This window comes from Arenimonas sp., assembly GCF_041919775.1.
In the GTDB taxonomy this organism is placed as follows: domain Bacteria; phylum Pseudomonadota; class Gammaproteobacteria; order Xanthomonadales; family Xanthomonadaceae; genus Arenimonas.
In genome coordinates, this window is record NZ_JAYRTE010000007.1 from 32,265 (window position 1) to 46,099 (window position 13,835).

The 13,835-nt window shown below is 69.7% G+C and carries 12 protein-coding genes; 4 read left to right on the top strand and 8 right to left on the bottom strand.

Annotated features, from left to right (window positions below; translation table 11 throughout):
- From ACE3TE_RS06335 to ACE3TE_RS06350, 4 genes are read right to left on the bottom strand one after another with little or no spacing between them, the layout of a single operon-like run.
- Window positions 1-1,278 (bottom strand): class I SAM-dependent methyltransferase, encoded by a 1,278-nt coding sequence (locus ACE3TE_RS06335; RefSeq protein WP_374603240.1) that lies wholly within the window; start codon window positions 1,276-1,278, stop codon window positions 1-3.
- A complete protein-coding gene (locus tag ACE3TE_RS06340) occupies window positions 1,275-2,042 on the bottom strand; it encodes a DUF1365 domain-containing protein (RefSeq protein WP_374603355.1) in 768 nt (255 codons plus the stop codon). The genes ACE3TE_RS06335 and ACE3TE_RS06340 overlap by 4 nt, the downstream gene beginning before the upstream one ends.
- On the bottom strand, window positions 2,039-3,283 hold the full coding sequence (locus ACE3TE_RS06345) for an NAD(P)/FAD-dependent oxidoreductase (RefSeq protein ID WP_374603242.1): 1,245 nt from the start codon (window positions 3,281-3,283) through the stop codon (window positions 2,039-2,041). Before ACE3TE_RS06345 ends, ACE3TE_RS06340 begins: the two co-directional genes overlap by 4 nt.
- Window positions 3,280-4,242: an acyl-CoA desaturase gene (locus tag ACE3TE_RS06350; RefSeq protein WP_374603244.1), complete on the bottom strand. Its 963-nt coding sequence runs from the start codon at window positions 4,240-4,242 to the stop codon at window positions 3,280-3,282. The genes ACE3TE_RS06345 and ACE3TE_RS06350 overlap by 4 nt, the downstream gene beginning before the upstream one ends.
- Before the next feature lie 89 nt (window positions 4,243-4,331).
- On the opposite strand from ACE3TE_RS06350, the gene ACE3TE_RS06355 reads away from it, so the two are divergent.
- Window positions 4,332-5,090 carry a pseudouridine synthase gene (locus tag ACE3TE_RS06355; protein WP_374603246.1) on the top strand — a complete coding sequence of 253 codons (759 nt, stop codon included), beginning with the start codon at window positions 4,332-4,334 and terminating at the stop codon, window positions 5,088-5,090.
- Between the two features lie 2 nt (window positions 5,091-5,092).
- On the top strand, window positions 5,093-5,614 hold the full coding sequence (locus ACE3TE_RS06360) for a GNAT family N-acetyltransferase (protein ID WP_374603248.1): 522 nt from the start codon (window positions 5,093-5,095) through the stop codon (window positions 5,612-5,614).
- Here ACE3TE_RS06360 and kbl read toward each other — a convergent pair.
- Window positions 5,604-6,803: a glycine C-acetyltransferase gene (gene kbl / locus ACE3TE_RS06365; protein WP_374603250.1), complete on the bottom strand. Its 1,200-nt coding sequence runs from the start codon at window positions 6,801-6,803 to the stop codon at window positions 5,604-5,606. The genes ACE3TE_RS06360 and kbl overlap by 11 nt on opposite strands.
- 116 nt (window positions 6,804-6,919) lie before the next feature.
- Between kbl and ACE3TE_RS06370 the strand changes: the two genes are divergently transcribed.
- Window positions 6,920-7,648 carry a TorF family putative porin gene (locus tag ACE3TE_RS06370; protein WP_374603252.1) on the top strand — a complete coding sequence of 243 codons (729 nt, stop codon included), beginning with the start codon at window positions 6,920-6,922 and terminating at the stop codon, window positions 7,646-7,648.
- A 4-nt stretch (window positions 7,649-7,652) separates the two neighbouring features.
- On the opposite strand, the gene ACE3TE_RS06375 is transcribed toward ACE3TE_RS06370, so the two are convergent.
- The 3 genes from ACE3TE_RS06375 to ACE3TE_RS06385 form a co-directional block, all read right to left on the bottom strand.
- On the bottom strand, window positions 7,653-9,002 hold the full coding sequence (locus ACE3TE_RS06375) for a hypothetical protein (protein WP_374603254.1): 1,350 nt from the start codon (window positions 9,000-9,002) through the stop codon (window positions 7,653-7,655).
- A gap of 28 nt (window positions 9,003-9,030) precedes the next feature.
- On the bottom strand, window positions 9,031-10,068 hold the full coding sequence (gene tdh, locus ACE3TE_RS06380) for an L-threonine 3-dehydrogenase (RefSeq protein ID WP_374603256.1): 1,038 nt from the start codon (window positions 10,066-10,068) through the stop codon (window positions 9,031-9,033).
- Between the two features lie 105 nt (window positions 10,069-10,173).
- Window positions 10,174-11,325: an autotransporter outer membrane beta-barrel domain-containing protein gene (locus ACE3TE_RS06385; RefSeq protein ID WP_374603258.1), complete on the bottom strand. Its 1,152-nt coding sequence runs from the start codon at window positions 11,323-11,325 to the stop codon at window positions 10,174-10,176.
- Window positions 11,326-11,429: 104 nt separating this feature from the next.
- On the opposite strand from ACE3TE_RS06385, the gene ACE3TE_RS06390 reads away from it, so the two are divergent.
- Entirely contained in the window at window positions 11,430-13,559 is a 2,130-nt protein-coding gene (locus ACE3TE_RS06390) for a S46 family peptidase (RefSeq protein WP_374603260.1), read from the top strand.
- Window positions 13,560-13,835 lie beyond the last annotated feature (276 nt).

The window sequence follows — 13,835 nt, forward strand, 5'->3', positions numbered from 1 at the left end:
TCAGGCCGCCTCCGGCGCCGGCAGGTACTGCTCGCGCCGGTTGCCCGGGCGCGCCAGCAGCAGGTGCACGTCGCCGATCGAGCGCTCGCGGAAGCCGCCCTCGCAGTAGCACAGGTAGAACTCCCACATGCGGATGAAGCGTTCGTCGTAGCCCAGGGCGCGGACCTCGTCGAGGCGGTCCAGGAAGCGCTGGCGCCAGCGCTGCAGCGTCAGCGCGTAGCTGGGCCCGATGTCCTCCAGGTTGACCAGGCGCAGGTCGCTGGCCCGCGCCGCGGCGCCGGTGAGCGCGCTCACGCAGGGAATGAAGCTGCCCGGGAAAATGAAGCGCTTGATGAAATCCACCGAGCCCAGCGCCTGCTCGTAGCGATGGTCTTCGATGGTGATCGCCTGGATCAGGGCCAGGCCCTCGGGCTTGAGCAGCGACGCGCACTTGGCCAGGTAGGTGTCGAGGTACTGGTGGCCGATGGCTTCGACCATTTCGATCGACACCAGCTTGTCGTACTCGCCCTGCAGGTCGCGGTAGTCCTCCAGCAGCACCGTCACCCGGTCCGACAGGCCGGCGGCGGCCACGCGTTCGGTCGCCAGCGCGTGCTGCTCTTTCGAAATGGTGGTGGTGGTGACGCGGCAGCCGAAGCGCGACGCGGCGTGCACCGCCAGCCCGCCCCAGCCGGTGCCGATCTCGACCAGGTGGTCGCCGGGCTGCAGGTCGAGCTTGCGGCAGATGCGCTCGAGCTTGCGCCACTGCGCCTGTTCCAGCGTTTCGTTTTCATCGGCGAAGATCGCCGACGAGTACATCATCGAATCGTCCAGGAACAGCCTGAACAGGTCGTTGCCCAGGTCGTAGTGCGCGGCGATGTTGCGGCGGCTCCCGGCGCGGGTGTTGCGGCGAAGGGCGTGCCAGCCGCGCAGCAGCCAGCCGCCGAAACGGGCCAGGCCGGTTTCCATTGCATCCAGGCGGTCGCGGTTGATCACCAGCAGCCGCACCAGGGCCACCAGGTCGTCGCAGCGCCACAGGCCGTCCATGTAGGCCTCGCCGGCGCCCACGGAGCCCTGGGCGGCTGCGGCGCGGTAGAAGCCGGGGTCCAGCACCTCGATGCGGACCTCGAGGCCTCCGGGCCGGCCCAGTTCGACCGTGCCCAGGGCATCGACCAGGTGCACGCGGCCGCCGTCCAGGCCGTCGAGCGTGGCCAGCAGGCGTCGGCGCAGCAGGCGGTCGAGCGCGCCGTAGCGGGCGGCGCCTTGTTCCGGGGTGGCCAGGCTGTCGGCGGTCGAACTCATCGGGAACTCCGGGGCAGGGTATCGGGGTGCGGGTGGAAGGGCGTGCGCTTGAACCACAGGCGCGCGGCCTGCCAGTAGATCGCCGCGCCCACCTTCGCGGTGAGCAAGGGATACCGCGCCAGGCATGAAGCCAGCGTGTTCCCGGCCAGCGGGCGGCGCTCCATGACCAGGGTGGCGTCGAACTCGCGCTCGTCGCCGCGCAGGACCTCCATGTGCACGCGCAGCGACTCGCCCGGCGGCTGGAACACCCAGCGGTAGCGCCGCTGCATCGGCATGAACGGCGACACGTGGAAGGTCTTGTCGAAGCCCCAGTGCAGCGCGCCGCCGCGGACCTCGGCCTCCGACACCTGCAGCAGGTAGGCGTGGCGCTGGTTCCAGGGCGTATTGGTGATCTCGGCCAGAACCCAGTCCAGGGTCTCGCCGTCGTCGGCGAAGCCGTAGTAGAAGCTCACCGGGTTCATGGTCTTGCCGAAGTAGCGGGCGTGCGTGAGCAGGCGGATCGGGCCGGTGGGGCGGGTTCCGCGCACCGACTGCACGTGGTCGCGCACGGCGGTGTCGATCGGCAGCGCCGGGTCGCCGAAATAGTCGCGCCGCCGCAGCTGCGCCAGGTTCGGCCGGTCGACCGACCACAGCCAGCGGCCGGCGAAGACCTGGTCGAGTTCGGCCAGGTCCAGGTAGAGCTGGAACATCCGGTAGCGGAAGGCGTGCCCGACCGGCGAATGCCGCCGGTGCCGTACCCAGCCTTCGTAGATGGCGGACTTCAGGGCCACTGCACGCCCAGCGCGCGCGCAACCTCGACACCGCTGCGCAGCCCGTCCTCGTGGAAACCAAAGCCCCAGTAGGCGCCGGCGAACCAGGTCCGGTTGCCGCCGTTGATCTCGCCGCGGCGGGCCTGTGCCGCGACGCTGGCGTGGGTGTAGACCGGGTGCTGGTACTGCATGCGCGCCAGCACTTTGGCCGGGTCGATCGCCTGGCCGCGCCCCAGGGTGACGACGAAGGGCTCGGGGCTGTCGATCGACTGCAGGTGGTTCATGCAGTAACTGACCGTGCACGGCGCGCCCGGCGCCTGCGGCACATAGGCATTCCACGCTGCCCAGGCCTTGCGCCGGCGGGGCAGCAGGCTGGCGTCGGTGTGCAGCACCGTCTCGTTGGTCTGGTAGGGGATGGCGCCCAGTACCTCGCGCTCGGCCTGGCTCGGGTCGGCCAGCAGGGCCAGGGCCTGGTCGCTGTGGCAGGCAAGCACGACCTGGTCGAAACGCTCGATGCCGCGATCGGTGCTCAGCCCGACGCCGTCGGCATCGCGCTCGATCCGGCGCACCGGGCTCGACAGCCGCACCTGCACGGACCAGGTCTTCTGCAGCGCCTCGATGTAGCTCGAAGAACCGCCGCAGACCACGCGCCACTGCGGCCGGTCGCGGACCTGCAGCATGTGGTGGTTGTCCATGAACCTGACCAGGTACTTGGCCGGGAAGTCGAGGATGGTTTCCGAAGGCGACGACCACAGCGCCGAGGCCATCGGCACCAGGTGGTCGCGCACGAACAGCTCCGAATAGCCGCGCTCGCGCAGGTAGCTGCCTAGCGTCGGCCCGTCGCCCGGGTCGGCCAGCAGCGCCGGCGCATCGCGGTAGAAGCGCGTGATGTCGCGCACCATGCGCCAGAACCGCGGCGACACCAGGTTGCGCCGCTGGCAGAACAGGCCGTCGAGGTCGGTGGCGTTGTACTCGAGGCCATTGCCGGCGTCGTGCACGGAGAAGCTCATCGTGGTCGGCTGGCTGGGCACGGCCAGTTCATCGAACAGCTTCGTCAGCAGCGGGTAATTGCCCGGATTGAAGACGATGAAGCCGGTGTCGACCCGGTAATTGCGGCCCTGCTGCTGCACCTGGTGCGTGTGCGTGTGACCGCCCAGCCGTGACTCGCGTTCGAACAGCACCACCTCGTGCCGGCGCGACAGCAGCCAGGCCGCGCCGAGGCCGGCGATGCCGCTGCCCACCACTGCGATCTTCATGCCGCCTCCCGGCGCGCGCCGCGCAGCGAAGGCGGAACCGGTCGCAGGTCGCTGACCAGGCCGAAAAGGGCCATGGCGCGCAGGCCCAGGTAGGTCAGGTCAAGTTCCCACCAGGTGAAGCCCTGGCGGGCCGAGCCGGGGAAGTGGTGGTGGTTGTTGTGCCAGCCTTCGCCGAAGGTCAGCAGGGCCAGCAGCGCGTTGTTGCGGCTGTCGTCGCGCGTGGCGAAGCGGCGGCTGCCCCAGCGGTGGGCCAGCGAATTGATGGTCACGGTGACGTGGAACAGCACGACGGTCGAGACGAAGAATCCCCAGACCAGCAGCTGCGGCCCGCTGGTGCCCAGGCCCGGATACGCGGTTTCAAGCCAGCTGCCCAGCGCGAACAGGCCCGCCGCCAGCAGCACCGGCACCAGGATGTCGAAGCGGTCGAGCAGGCGCAGCTCCGGGAAGCGCGCCAGGTCGCGCACCGCGTCCAGGTCGGTGCGGAACGAACGCCGGGTCAGGAACCAGCCCATGTGGCTGTGCAGGAAACCGTGCCGCGGCGAATGCACGTCGTGTTCGGTATCGGCGTGGCGGTGGTGGTGCCGGTGGTGCGCGGCCCACCACAGCGGGCCACGCTGCACCGAGGCCGCGCCGACCAGTGCGAACGCGAACTGCACCGGCCGCGAGGTGCGGAAGGCCTTGTGGGAAAAATAGCGATGGTAGAAGCCGGTGATCGCGAACATGCGCAGCGCGTAAAGCGCCACCGCCGTCCAGAACGCGAACCACGAGAAACCCACCCAGAAGACCCCGATGCAGGCCAGGTGCAGGCCGACGAAGGGCAGCACGCGCAGCCAGTCGACCCGGTCGGGGTCGCGGCCGTCGTCCGCCGGCGCGGCGCCGGTGTCGAACCACAGGGCGAGGGCGCGCAGGGCGCGGCGCCAGGGACTGGCGGAATCAGGATGGGTGGCGGGATCGGACATGGGCGAATGGTCATCTTCACACGGTGATGGGGCGGTGAACCGGGGCCGTGGGCTGGCGTCGCGAGCCTGCGCTGCGCCATGCTTCCGGCATGTCCGGCTTCCTCCCCAAGCCTCGCACGAAGGCGCCGCGCCATGGCGTGGCCCGCGTGCTGTCCAAGCTCGGCCTGTGTTCGCGCAGCGAAGCCGCGCGCTGGGTCCTGGCCGGGCGCGTGGCGGTGAACGGGCGCCTGGTCCGCGATCCCGAGTTCCCGGTGGTGCAGGGGCGCGACGCGCTGTCGCTGGACGGGGCGCCGCTGGAGGCCGCCGGGTGCGTGGTGGTCGCGCTCAACAAGCCCCGCGGCCTGGTCACGACTGCCAGCGACGAACGCGGCCGCGACACCGTCTACCGCTGCCTGGAAAACAGCGGCCTGCCCTGGTTGGCGCCGGTGGGGCGGCTGGACCAGGCCAGCGAAGGCCTGCTGCTTATGGCCAACGATCCGGTCTGGGCCGCCACCGTCACCGACCCGGCGACCGGCCCGGACAAGACCTACCACGTGCAGGTGGACGCGGTGCCGGACGACGCCCTGCTGGCCCGCCTCGTGACTGGCGTCGACTGCGAAGGCGAGCGGCTGGCCGCCCGCTCGGCCACCCTGCTGCGCAGCGGCGGCCGCACCGCCTGGCTCGAAATCAGGCTCGACGAAGGCCGCAACCGCCAGATCCGCCGCCTGCTGTCCTCGCAGGGACTGGAAACCCGCCGCCTGGTCCGCGTGGCCATCGGCGACCTGGCCTTGGGCGAGCTGGCCAAAGGGGCTTGGCGCCGTCTTTCGGATGCGGAAGTATCAAGCCTGGCCCCGCCGGGCCGGAGTTGAACATGTCCGTGCCGATCACCATTCGCCGCGCCGAGCCGGGCGACTTCGCCGCCGTGCAGGCCATCTACGCCGCGCCGCGTGCGCAGGCGGGCACCCTGCAGCTGCCGTTCCCGTCGCTGGACCTTTGGCGGCAGCGCCTGCAGGCCGTGGACCCGGACAGCCATGTCCTGCTCGCCTGCGCAGGTGATGAGGTAGTTGGCCAACTCGGCCTGGCGGTGTCGCGCAACCCGCGCCGCCGGCACGTCGGCGACCTGGGCATGGGCGTGCGCGACGACTGGCAGGGGCGCGGAGTCGGCACCGCGCTGCTGGCCGCCGCGATCGACCTGGCCGACCGCTGGCTGCAGCTGCGCCGGCTCGAACTTCAGGTTTACGCCGACAACGCCGCGGGTATCGCGCTTTACGCACGCCACGGCTTCGTCGAAGAAGGGCGCCACCGCGAATTCGCCTTCCGCGATGGCGCCTTTGTCGATGCGCTCAGCTTGGCGCGACTGCGCCTCGGCCAGGACGCCGCGATCAGCCCTTGATCACGCCCAGCTCGCGGCCGACCTTGGTGAAGGCGGCGATGGCCTGGTCGAGGTGTTCGCGGGTGTGGGCGGCGCTCATCTGCGTGCGGATGCGGGCCTGGCCCTTGGGCACGACCGGGAAGAAGAAGCCGATCACGTAGATGCCTTCCTCGAGCAGGCGCTGGGCGAACTTCTGCGCCAGCGGCGCGTCGTACAGCATCACCGGCACGATCGGGTGTTCGCCGGGCTTGAGGTCGAAGCCGGCGGCGGTCATCTTCTCGCGGAAGTAGGCGGTGTTTTCCTTCAGCCGCGCGCGCAGGTCGCCGGCCGCCGACAGCATCTCGAACACCTTGGTGCCCGCGGCCACCACGTGCGGGGGCAGCGAGTTCGAGAACAGGTAGGGGCGCGAACGCTGGCGCAGCATCTCGATCACCTCGGCGCGGCCGGTGGTGAAACCGCCCAGCGCGCCGCCCAGGGCCTTGCCCAGGGTGCCGGTGATGATGTCGATCTTCTCCAGTACGCCCTTGACCTCGGCGCTGCCGCGGCCGGTGTCGCCCAGGAAACCGGTGGCGTGGCATTCGTCGATGTGCACCAGGGCGCCGTACTTTTCCGCCAGCGCGGTGATCTGGTCCAGCGGCGCGATGAAGCCGTCCATCGAGAACACGCCGTCGGTGGTGATCATGATCGTGCGCGCGCCGTCGGCCTTCGCCTGCTGCAGCTGATTTTCCAGGTCGGCCATGTCGCAGTTGGCGTAGCGGTAGCGTTTGGCCTTGCACAGGCGCACGCCGTCGATGATCGAGGCATGGTTGAGCGCGTCGGAGATGATCGCGTCCTCCTCGCCCAGCAGCGGTTCGAACAGGCCGCCGTTGGCGTCGAAGCAGGCGGCGTAGAGGATCGTGTCCTGCTTGCCGAAGAAGGCGGCGATCTTCGCCTCCAGCTCCTTGTGCAGGTCCTGGGTGCCGCAGATGAAGCGCACCGAGGCCATGCCGAAGCCGTGGGTGTCGAGCGCATCCTTCGCGGCCTGGATCACGTCCGGGTTGTCGGCCAGGCCCAGGTAGTTGTTGGCGCAGAAGTTGAGCACGCTCGAACCGTCGGCCAGGGTGATCCGCGCCGACTGTGGCCCCGTGATCACGCGCTCGGACTTGAACAGTCCCTGGTCGCGGATGGCGTCTAGTTCGGCGGCGTAGCGGGCGAGGTCGGCGGAGGACATGGGCAGGGCTCGGTGGCGGGCGGTGGGGCCGGCATTATGCCAAGACCCGCCTGCTGCACCGCAGCATGCCTTATGATTTCGCAGAATTTGCCCCGCCCCACCAAGGATAAGAACCCATGAAGACCCGCAAGCTGCTGCCCTTCGCCCTGGCCGCCGCGCTGTTCGCGCTGCCGCTGGCTGCCGCCGCCCAGGACGCCGAAGAGGCGGCCGAAGAGGAGTCGATGTTCAGCTGGAACGCCGCCCTCGCCACCGATTACATGTTCCGCGGCGTCTCCCAGACCGACGGCGAGGCCTCGCTGCAGCTGGGCGCCGACCTGGCCTTCGACAACGGCGTCTACGTCGGCGTCTGGGGTTCGAACGTGGACTTCGGCGCCGGCGGCCCGGACCTCGAGATCGACACCTACATCGGCTGGAACACCGACCTGTCCGACCGCTGGAACCTCGACCTGGTGCTCAACCGCTACAACTACATCGGCGAAGAAGACGGCTACGGCGCCATCGACTACAACGAACTGATCGGCACCCTGGCCCTGGACGAAACCTGGTCCTTCACCCTGGGCTACACCAACGATGTCTATGCGCTCGACGACGACGGCTTCTACTACGGCCTCGGCGGCAGCTTCGACATCGGCTACGACTGGGGCCTGGACGTCACCGTCGGCCACAGCACCTTCGGCTCGTCCACCGGCATCGACGACTACAGCGACTTCTCGGTCGGCGTGAACCGCGACTTCGGCCCGGTCAACCTGGCCGTGGGTTATTACGGCACCGACGCCGCCGGCGACGACAACTTCGGCGACGCCGCCGACAACCGCTTCATGCTGACCCTGTCGATCGGGGGCTGACCGCTTACGCGCAGGACGCCCGGTAAGGCGGGCGTCCTGCGTAGTCGGACAGGCACTGCAGGCGCCAGCCGCGCGCCTGCACCTGCCAGCGCGCCTCCGGGCTGACCTGGCCCGCCACCAGGACCCGCCGCGGTCCCGGATGCGACAGGGCTTCCAGGCCGAACCAGCGGTCCATTTCGTCCGTCCAGTCGAGCCGGTCCACCGGCAAGGGCAGCAGCAGCTCGCCCTGCGGGCTGAGATAGGCCATCAGCGCACCCTGCGCGATGAAGCGGCCGCCGCGCTCCTCCGGCGCCAGTGCCGCATCGAGCTGGCGCAGCTCCTGCACCACGAAGCGGGCCTGGGCTTCGTCGCCCGCCATCAGCGCGGTTTCAAGCAGGATTTCGCAGCCGTCGGTGGGGTCGATGCCATCGAGCAGGCGCACCAGGTCCGTCTGCAGCACCGTCCCGTAGGCGCGTTCGCGCAGGAAGGCGCGCGTCAGCAGACCGTCCAGGCAGTGCAGCTCCAGCCGTTCCCGGTTGCGTTTGCGGACCTGTTCGGGCCGGGCCGAAAGCACCCAGTCGTCCACCTGCACCGCGCGGGAAAGCGCCGCCATGGCCGGGCCGCCGACCAGCCCCAGGACGTGGCCGGCGGCATGGCGCCCGCTGGTTTCCGCCCAGGCCAGCGCGTTCAGCCGCGGCGACAGCAGCGGGTTGCGGGTGCCCGGATCCACGCCCAGCCGCAGCGCCAGCGCACGGCGCGCCGAGCTGTAGCCGAGCTCGTGCTTGGCCAGTCGTTCGGTTTCCTTGCCGAGGCGACGAAAGATGCCGCGCCGCTCGGGTCGCGGCCTGCTGCCGGCGGCGCCCAGCGGCCCGCCGGGTTCGGCGAAGGGATCGCCGGCGTGCATCAGCTCCTCGTTGCTGATGTCCGCCAGCCGGCGCACCGACCGGCGCAGGCGCTGCCACTTGTCGGCGAAATAGCGGGCGACGCCGCCCGGCAGGCCCAGGACGGCGCGGCCGGGCTCCCTCCCGACCGCCACGCCGGCCTGCACGGGTTTCGTGGCGCGCGCACGCGCGGCTTCGCCGATGATCCGGCTCGGGCGGGCTTCGTGCACGGCGGCCAGCGCCGGCATTTCGGCCACGCGCACGGCGAGCAGTTCGACGCTGTCCGCCTCCATCTCGCCCCAGTCGGTGTAAATGCGGAAGCGCGCCTGGTAGCCGCGGACTTCGACCTGCGGATCGACGCGCCAGCCCGGGCCGGCCAGCAGCGAGGTCTCGACCAGGTCGGCGGCGGCAAGCACGGGGGCCTCACGGGCGCCGGCCGCGCCCGTCGCGCCGATCGCCATGACCAGCAGCGAAGCCAGCGTCGAAGGTTTCATCGGTGGTCGGCGGGGCGCCGGAAGGCGGTCAGCCCCAGCTGCAGACGACCTTGCCGCACTGGCCCGATTCCATCAGCTCGAAGCCCTTCTGGAAGTCGTCGATGTGCATCTGGTGGGTGAGCACCTTGCCCAGCGGGAAGCCCGACTGGATCAGCTGGGTCATCTTGTACCAGGTCTCGTACATCTTGCGGCCGTAGATGCCATGCAGCACCAGGCCCTTGAAGATGACCTTGTCCCAGTTGATGCCGGCACCGTTGGGCAGGATGCCGAGCAGGGCGACCTTGCCGCCGTTGTACATGCACTCGAGCATGTCGTTGAAGGCGTGCGGGTTGCCGCTCATCTCCAGCGCCACGTCGAAGCCCTCCATGTGCAGGTCCTTCATCACGTCCTTGAGCGACTGCTTGGAGACGTTGACCACGCGGGTGGCACCCATGTCGGCGGCGAGCTTGAGGCGGTAGTCGTTGACGTCGGTGACCACCACGTTGCGCGCGCCGATGTGCTTGCAGATGCCCGCGGCGATGATGCCGATCGGGCCGGCGCCGGTGATCAGCACGTCTTCGCCGACCACGTCGAACTCCAGCGCGCAGTGCGCGGCGTTGCCGTAGGGGTCGAAGAACGCGGCCAGTTCCGACGGGATGCTGTCGGGGATCGGCCAGAGGTTGGACGAGGGCATCACGATGTATTCGGCGAAGGCGCCGTTGCGGTTCACGCCGATGCCGGTGGTGTTCGGGCACAGGTGCTGGCGGCCGGCGCGGCAGTTGCGGCAGTGGCCGCAGACGATGTGGCCTTCGGCCGAGACGCGGTCGCCGATGGCATAGCCGGTGACGCCCGGGCCCATTTCGACGATGCGGCCGACGAACTCGTGGCCGATCACCAGGCCGGGCTTGATCGTGCGCTGGCTCCACTCGTCCCACTTGTAGATGTGCAGGTCGGTGCCGCAGATCGCGGTTTTTTCCAGCTTGATCAGGACTTCGTTGGGGCCGGGCGAGGGCACCGGCACCTGTTCCATCCACATGCCCTTTTCGGGGTGGCGCTTCACCAGCGCCTTCATCATCTGCTGAGCCATGGTCTCGCTGTCCGGAGGGCCCGTGCCGGGCCGAATGGCCGGCAATTATACGCCCGCGGCGTTAACCGGCCGGCAAGGCGGCCAGCGGCGGTTCAGGGCCGGCGTTCAGGGCAATTCGATCCGCCAGCCGAGTGCCAGCATGCGTTCGTCCAGGAAGGCGTGGCCAAACCGCGTCCGCCATTCGACGAAGGCCGAGTGTCCGCCCGTGAACACGAACACCGCGCCGAGTCCCGCCTCGCCCCAGTCGGCGTCGCGGTCGTCGGTATCGAAGACCACCGGCGTGCCGTTGGCGTCGCCCGCGAAGTTCACCGCCAGCGGGCGCGCCGCGTTCGCGAATTCGTGGCGCCAGCCCAGCCGCGCCTGCGGCTGCCAGACGCCCCAGCCCGCCGACAGGGTTCGCGCCAGGCCGATGTCCAGGCGCCCGCGCCGGCTGGTGATCGTGCGGCCCGGCACCAGGAGGGCCAGGCCGGCGCCGCCGGATTCGGTGTAGGCGTCGATCTGCGTGCGCTGCCAGTCCAGTCCGCCGGAGAACTGCCATTCCCAGGCCTGCGCCGCGCGGCTCCAGGTCCCGCCAATGCCGGCCAGGTGGCGCGAGGCCGAGGCGTCGGCGGTGGCCAGCGCCCGCACCGCGACGGTGCTGGGAAGGCGGTAGTCGATGGCGCGGCGAAGGTCGTAGTCGCCGTCCAGGCGCCCGGCGTAGCCGTCGATGGCGAAGCCTTCCGTCGCCGTCCAGCCGCCCAACAACATCGCGCCGGTGTAGCGCGTGCGGGTGCGGCCTTCCGAACCCAGGAAATCCAGGTCTTCGCGGGCATGGCTGGCCAGCAGGCCGAGCCGCCAGTCAGCGCGCGGCGCCCAGTCCAGGCCGGCGGCCAGCGCCCAGGTATCGCCATCAAAGGGGGCCTCGTTGATGCCGCCCCGGCGCGTGAGCCGGCCGGCATCGGCGCTGGCGAACGCCGACCAGCCGGCACCAAGCTCCGTGCGCAGCGCGTCCTGGTCGGGTGAGCCATCGCGGGTGGCGGCGCGGCCCTGGCCGGGGATTTCGCCGAGGAAGTTGCCCGCGGCCGAGATGTCGCGGCTGCCCGGCCCGCCGGCGGCGATTTCGCTGCACCGCTGCGCGAGTTCGCTGCCGGGCAGGGCGCCCAGGCATACGGTGGTCCAGAGCCCGGCCAGCGCCCGGTCGGGCGACTGCGCGTTCACCGCGGGCGCCGCGGCGAGCGCGCCAAGCCCGATGGCCAGCAGCCAGGTCCGCCTACGCATATCCCGTCCTCCCGTGTCCCCTGCCGTTAGTCTGGGCCGCGATCCGCTGCCTGTGGGCGCTGCCGCTGCTAGGCTTGGGGTTTCGCCCCATCGAGGTTAAACGCATGCGAGTGACGATCCTGGCCGCCGCCCTGGCGCTTTCTTTCTCCGCCCAGGCCCGCGAGGGCATGTGGGTTCCCCAGCAGCTGCCGGAAATCGCCGGCCCGCTCAAGGACGCCGGCCTCGAGCTGCCGCCCGAGCAACTCGCCAACCTCACCGGCGACCCGATGGGCGCCGTGGTCGCGCTGGGTGGCTGCACGGCCTCGTTCGTATCGCCCGAGGGCCTGGTGGTCACCAACCACCACTGCGCCTACGGGGCGATCCAGCTCAACTCCACCGCCGAAAACAACCTGATGGAGGCCGGCTTCAACGCGGCCACGCGCGCCGACGAGCTTTCGGCCGGCCCCAACGCCCGCGTCTACGTGATGGACCGCATCACCGACGTCACCGACAAGGTGAAGGCCGCGGCCGGCGATCTCGGCGGCATCGAGCGCAACAAGGCGCTCGAAGGCATCCAGAAGCAGCTGATCGCCGAGTGCGAGCAGGGCGAAGGCTATCGCTGCACGCTCTACAGTTTCTTCAGCGGCCAGACCTACCGCCTGTTCCGCCAGGTCGAGATCAAGGACGTGCGCCTGGTCTATGCGCCCCCGGGCAGCATCGGCAACTACGGCGGCGAAGTGGACAACTGGATGTGGCCGCGCCACACCGGCGACTTCACCTTCTACCGCGCCTACGTAGGCAAGGACGGCAAGCCGGCGGCGTATTCCGAAGACAACGTGCCGTACCAGCCGAAGCAGTTCCTTAAGCTGGCCGAAGAGGGCCTGGAGAAGGGCGACTTCGTGATGGTGGCGGGCTACCCGGGCACCACCAGCCGCTACGCGCTCTACGACGAATTCCAGGCGGTCGCCGACTGGCAGTACCCGAAGGTCGGCCAGCACCTGCGCAACCTGGTCGGCATCATCGAGACCGCCGGCAAGGCCGACGCCGACATCGAGGTCAAGTACGCCAGCCAGATCCGCGGCTACCAGAACGCGATGAAGAACTGGCAGGGCCAGCTGGAAGGTTTCGCCCGCATCGACGCCTCCGCGACCAAGCGCGCCGAGGAAGAGGCCGTGCTGGCCTGGCTGCGCGGCCAGGGCGAGGACGGCAAGGCCGGCCTCGAGGCGCATGCGAAGCTGGTCGCGCTGGCGGCCGACGCCCGCGCCACGCGCGAGCGCGACCTGCTGGTCGGCCAGCTCGCCGGTGGCGGCCTGCTGGGCAACCTGCGCATGCTGCACCGCCTGGCGATCGAATCGGCCAAGCCCGATGCCGAACGCAGCCCGGGCTACCAGGAACGCGACCTGCCGCGCATCGACGGTGCGATCCGCCAGCTCGAGCGCCGCTACCACCCGGAGATGGAAAAGCAGCTGATGGCCTACTGGCTGGCCGAGTACGTCAAGCTGCCGGCCGACCAGCGCGTCGAGGCGATCGACACCTGGCTGGGCGGCAACGACGCGGCTGCGATCGACCGCGCGCTGGACCGCACCTACGCCGGCACGAAGATGGCCGGAACCGACGCGCGCCTCGCGCTGCTCAAGGCCGACCAGGCGTCGATCGAGGCGATGGACGATCCGCTGCTGAAGCTGGCCGTGGCGCTGTACCCGACGATGAAGGCGATGGAAGACCGCAACGACGCCCGTGCCGGCGACCAGAACCGCTACCGTCCGGTCTACCTGGCGGCGGTGCAGGGCTACAAGCGCGACCAGGGCAAGGGCGTCTACCCGGACGCGAACCTGAGCCTGCGCATCACCTACGGCAACGTGCAGGGCTACGAGCCGAAGGACGGCGTGTACTACACGCCGTTCACGTCGCTGGACGGACTGGTCGCGAAGGCAACCGACGAGGAGCCGTTCAACGCGCCGAAGTCGCAGCTCGACGCGATCGCGGCGATGAGCGCGGAAGAGAAGGCGGCCGTGCCGGTGAACTTCCTGTCCGACCTGGACATCACCGGCGGCAACTCGGGTTCGCCGGTGCTCAACGGCAAGGGCGAGCTGGTGGGCCTGGCGTTCGACGGCAACTGGGAGTCGGTGAGCTCGAACTGGGTGTTCGACCCGGCCATGACCCGCATGATCGCGGTGGACCACCGCTACATGGTCTGGATCATGGACAAGGTGTTCCCGGCCCCGCACCTGCTCAAGGAAATGGACGCCCGCTGATCCGCTGTTGGAGGGACTTCAGTCCCGATATGCACCACCCCGGAAACGGCGCGCACCCCGCGCCGTTTTCTTTTGTCGGCCCCTGTAGGAGCGCCTTCAGGCGCGAATCTTTTGGCCAAGCAACGCGTCGCCCACGCTCGCTTCGCGACTGCACGCTACCTCCTCGAACTAGTCCGGTGGCCGGCAGGTAAGCACGGCGAGCTCAGTCAACGCTGGCAAGCGCGGTGAACAAGCCAAGCACAGTCAACGCAGCAATCGCGGTGAACATGACATGCA

Coding starts and splice junctions, on each gene's coding strand:
- ACE3TE_RS06335 (WP_374603240.1), bottom strand. CDS start 1,278: ATGAGTTCGACCGCCGACAGCCTGGCCACCCCGGAACAAGGCGCCGCC.
- ACE3TE_RS06345 (WP_374603242.1), bottom strand. CDS start 3,283: ATGAAGATCGCAGTGGTGGGCAGCGGCATCGCCGGCCTCGGCGCGGCC.
- ACE3TE_RS06350 (WP_374603244.1), bottom strand. CDS start 4,242: ATGTCCGATCCCGCCACCCATCCTGATTCCGCCAGTCCCTGGCGCCGC.
- ACE3TE_RS06355 (WP_374603246.1), top strand. CDS start 4,332: ATGTCCGGCTTCCTCCCCAAGCCTCGCACGAAGGCGCCGCGCCATGGC.
- ACE3TE_RS06360 (WP_374603248.1), top strand. CDS start 5,093: ATGTCCGTGCCGATCACCATTCGCCGCGCCGAGCCGGGCGACTTCGCC.
- kbl (WP_374603250.1), bottom strand. CDS start 6,803: ATGTCCTCCGCCGACCTCGCCCGCTACGCCGCCGAACTAGACGCCATC.
- ACE3TE_RS06370 (WP_374603252.1), top strand. CDS start 6,920: ATGAAGACCCGCAAGCTGCTGCCCTTCGCCCTGGCCGCCGCGCTGTTC.
- ACE3TE_RS06375 (WP_374603254.1), bottom strand. CDS start 9,002: ATGAAACCTTCGACGCTGGCTTCGCTGCTGGTCATGGCGATCGGCGCG.
- tdh (WP_374603256.1), bottom strand. CDS start 10,068: ATGGCTCAGCAGATGATGAAGGCGCTGGTGAAGCGCCACCCCGAAAAG.
- ACE3TE_RS06385 (WP_374603258.1), bottom strand. CDS start 11,325: ATGCGTAGGCGGACCTGGCTGCTGGCCATCGGGCTTGGCGCGCTCGCC.
- ACE3TE_RS06390 (WP_374603260.1), top strand. CDS start 11,430: ATGCGAGTGACGATCCTGGCCGCCGCCCTGGCGCTTTCTTTCTCCGCC.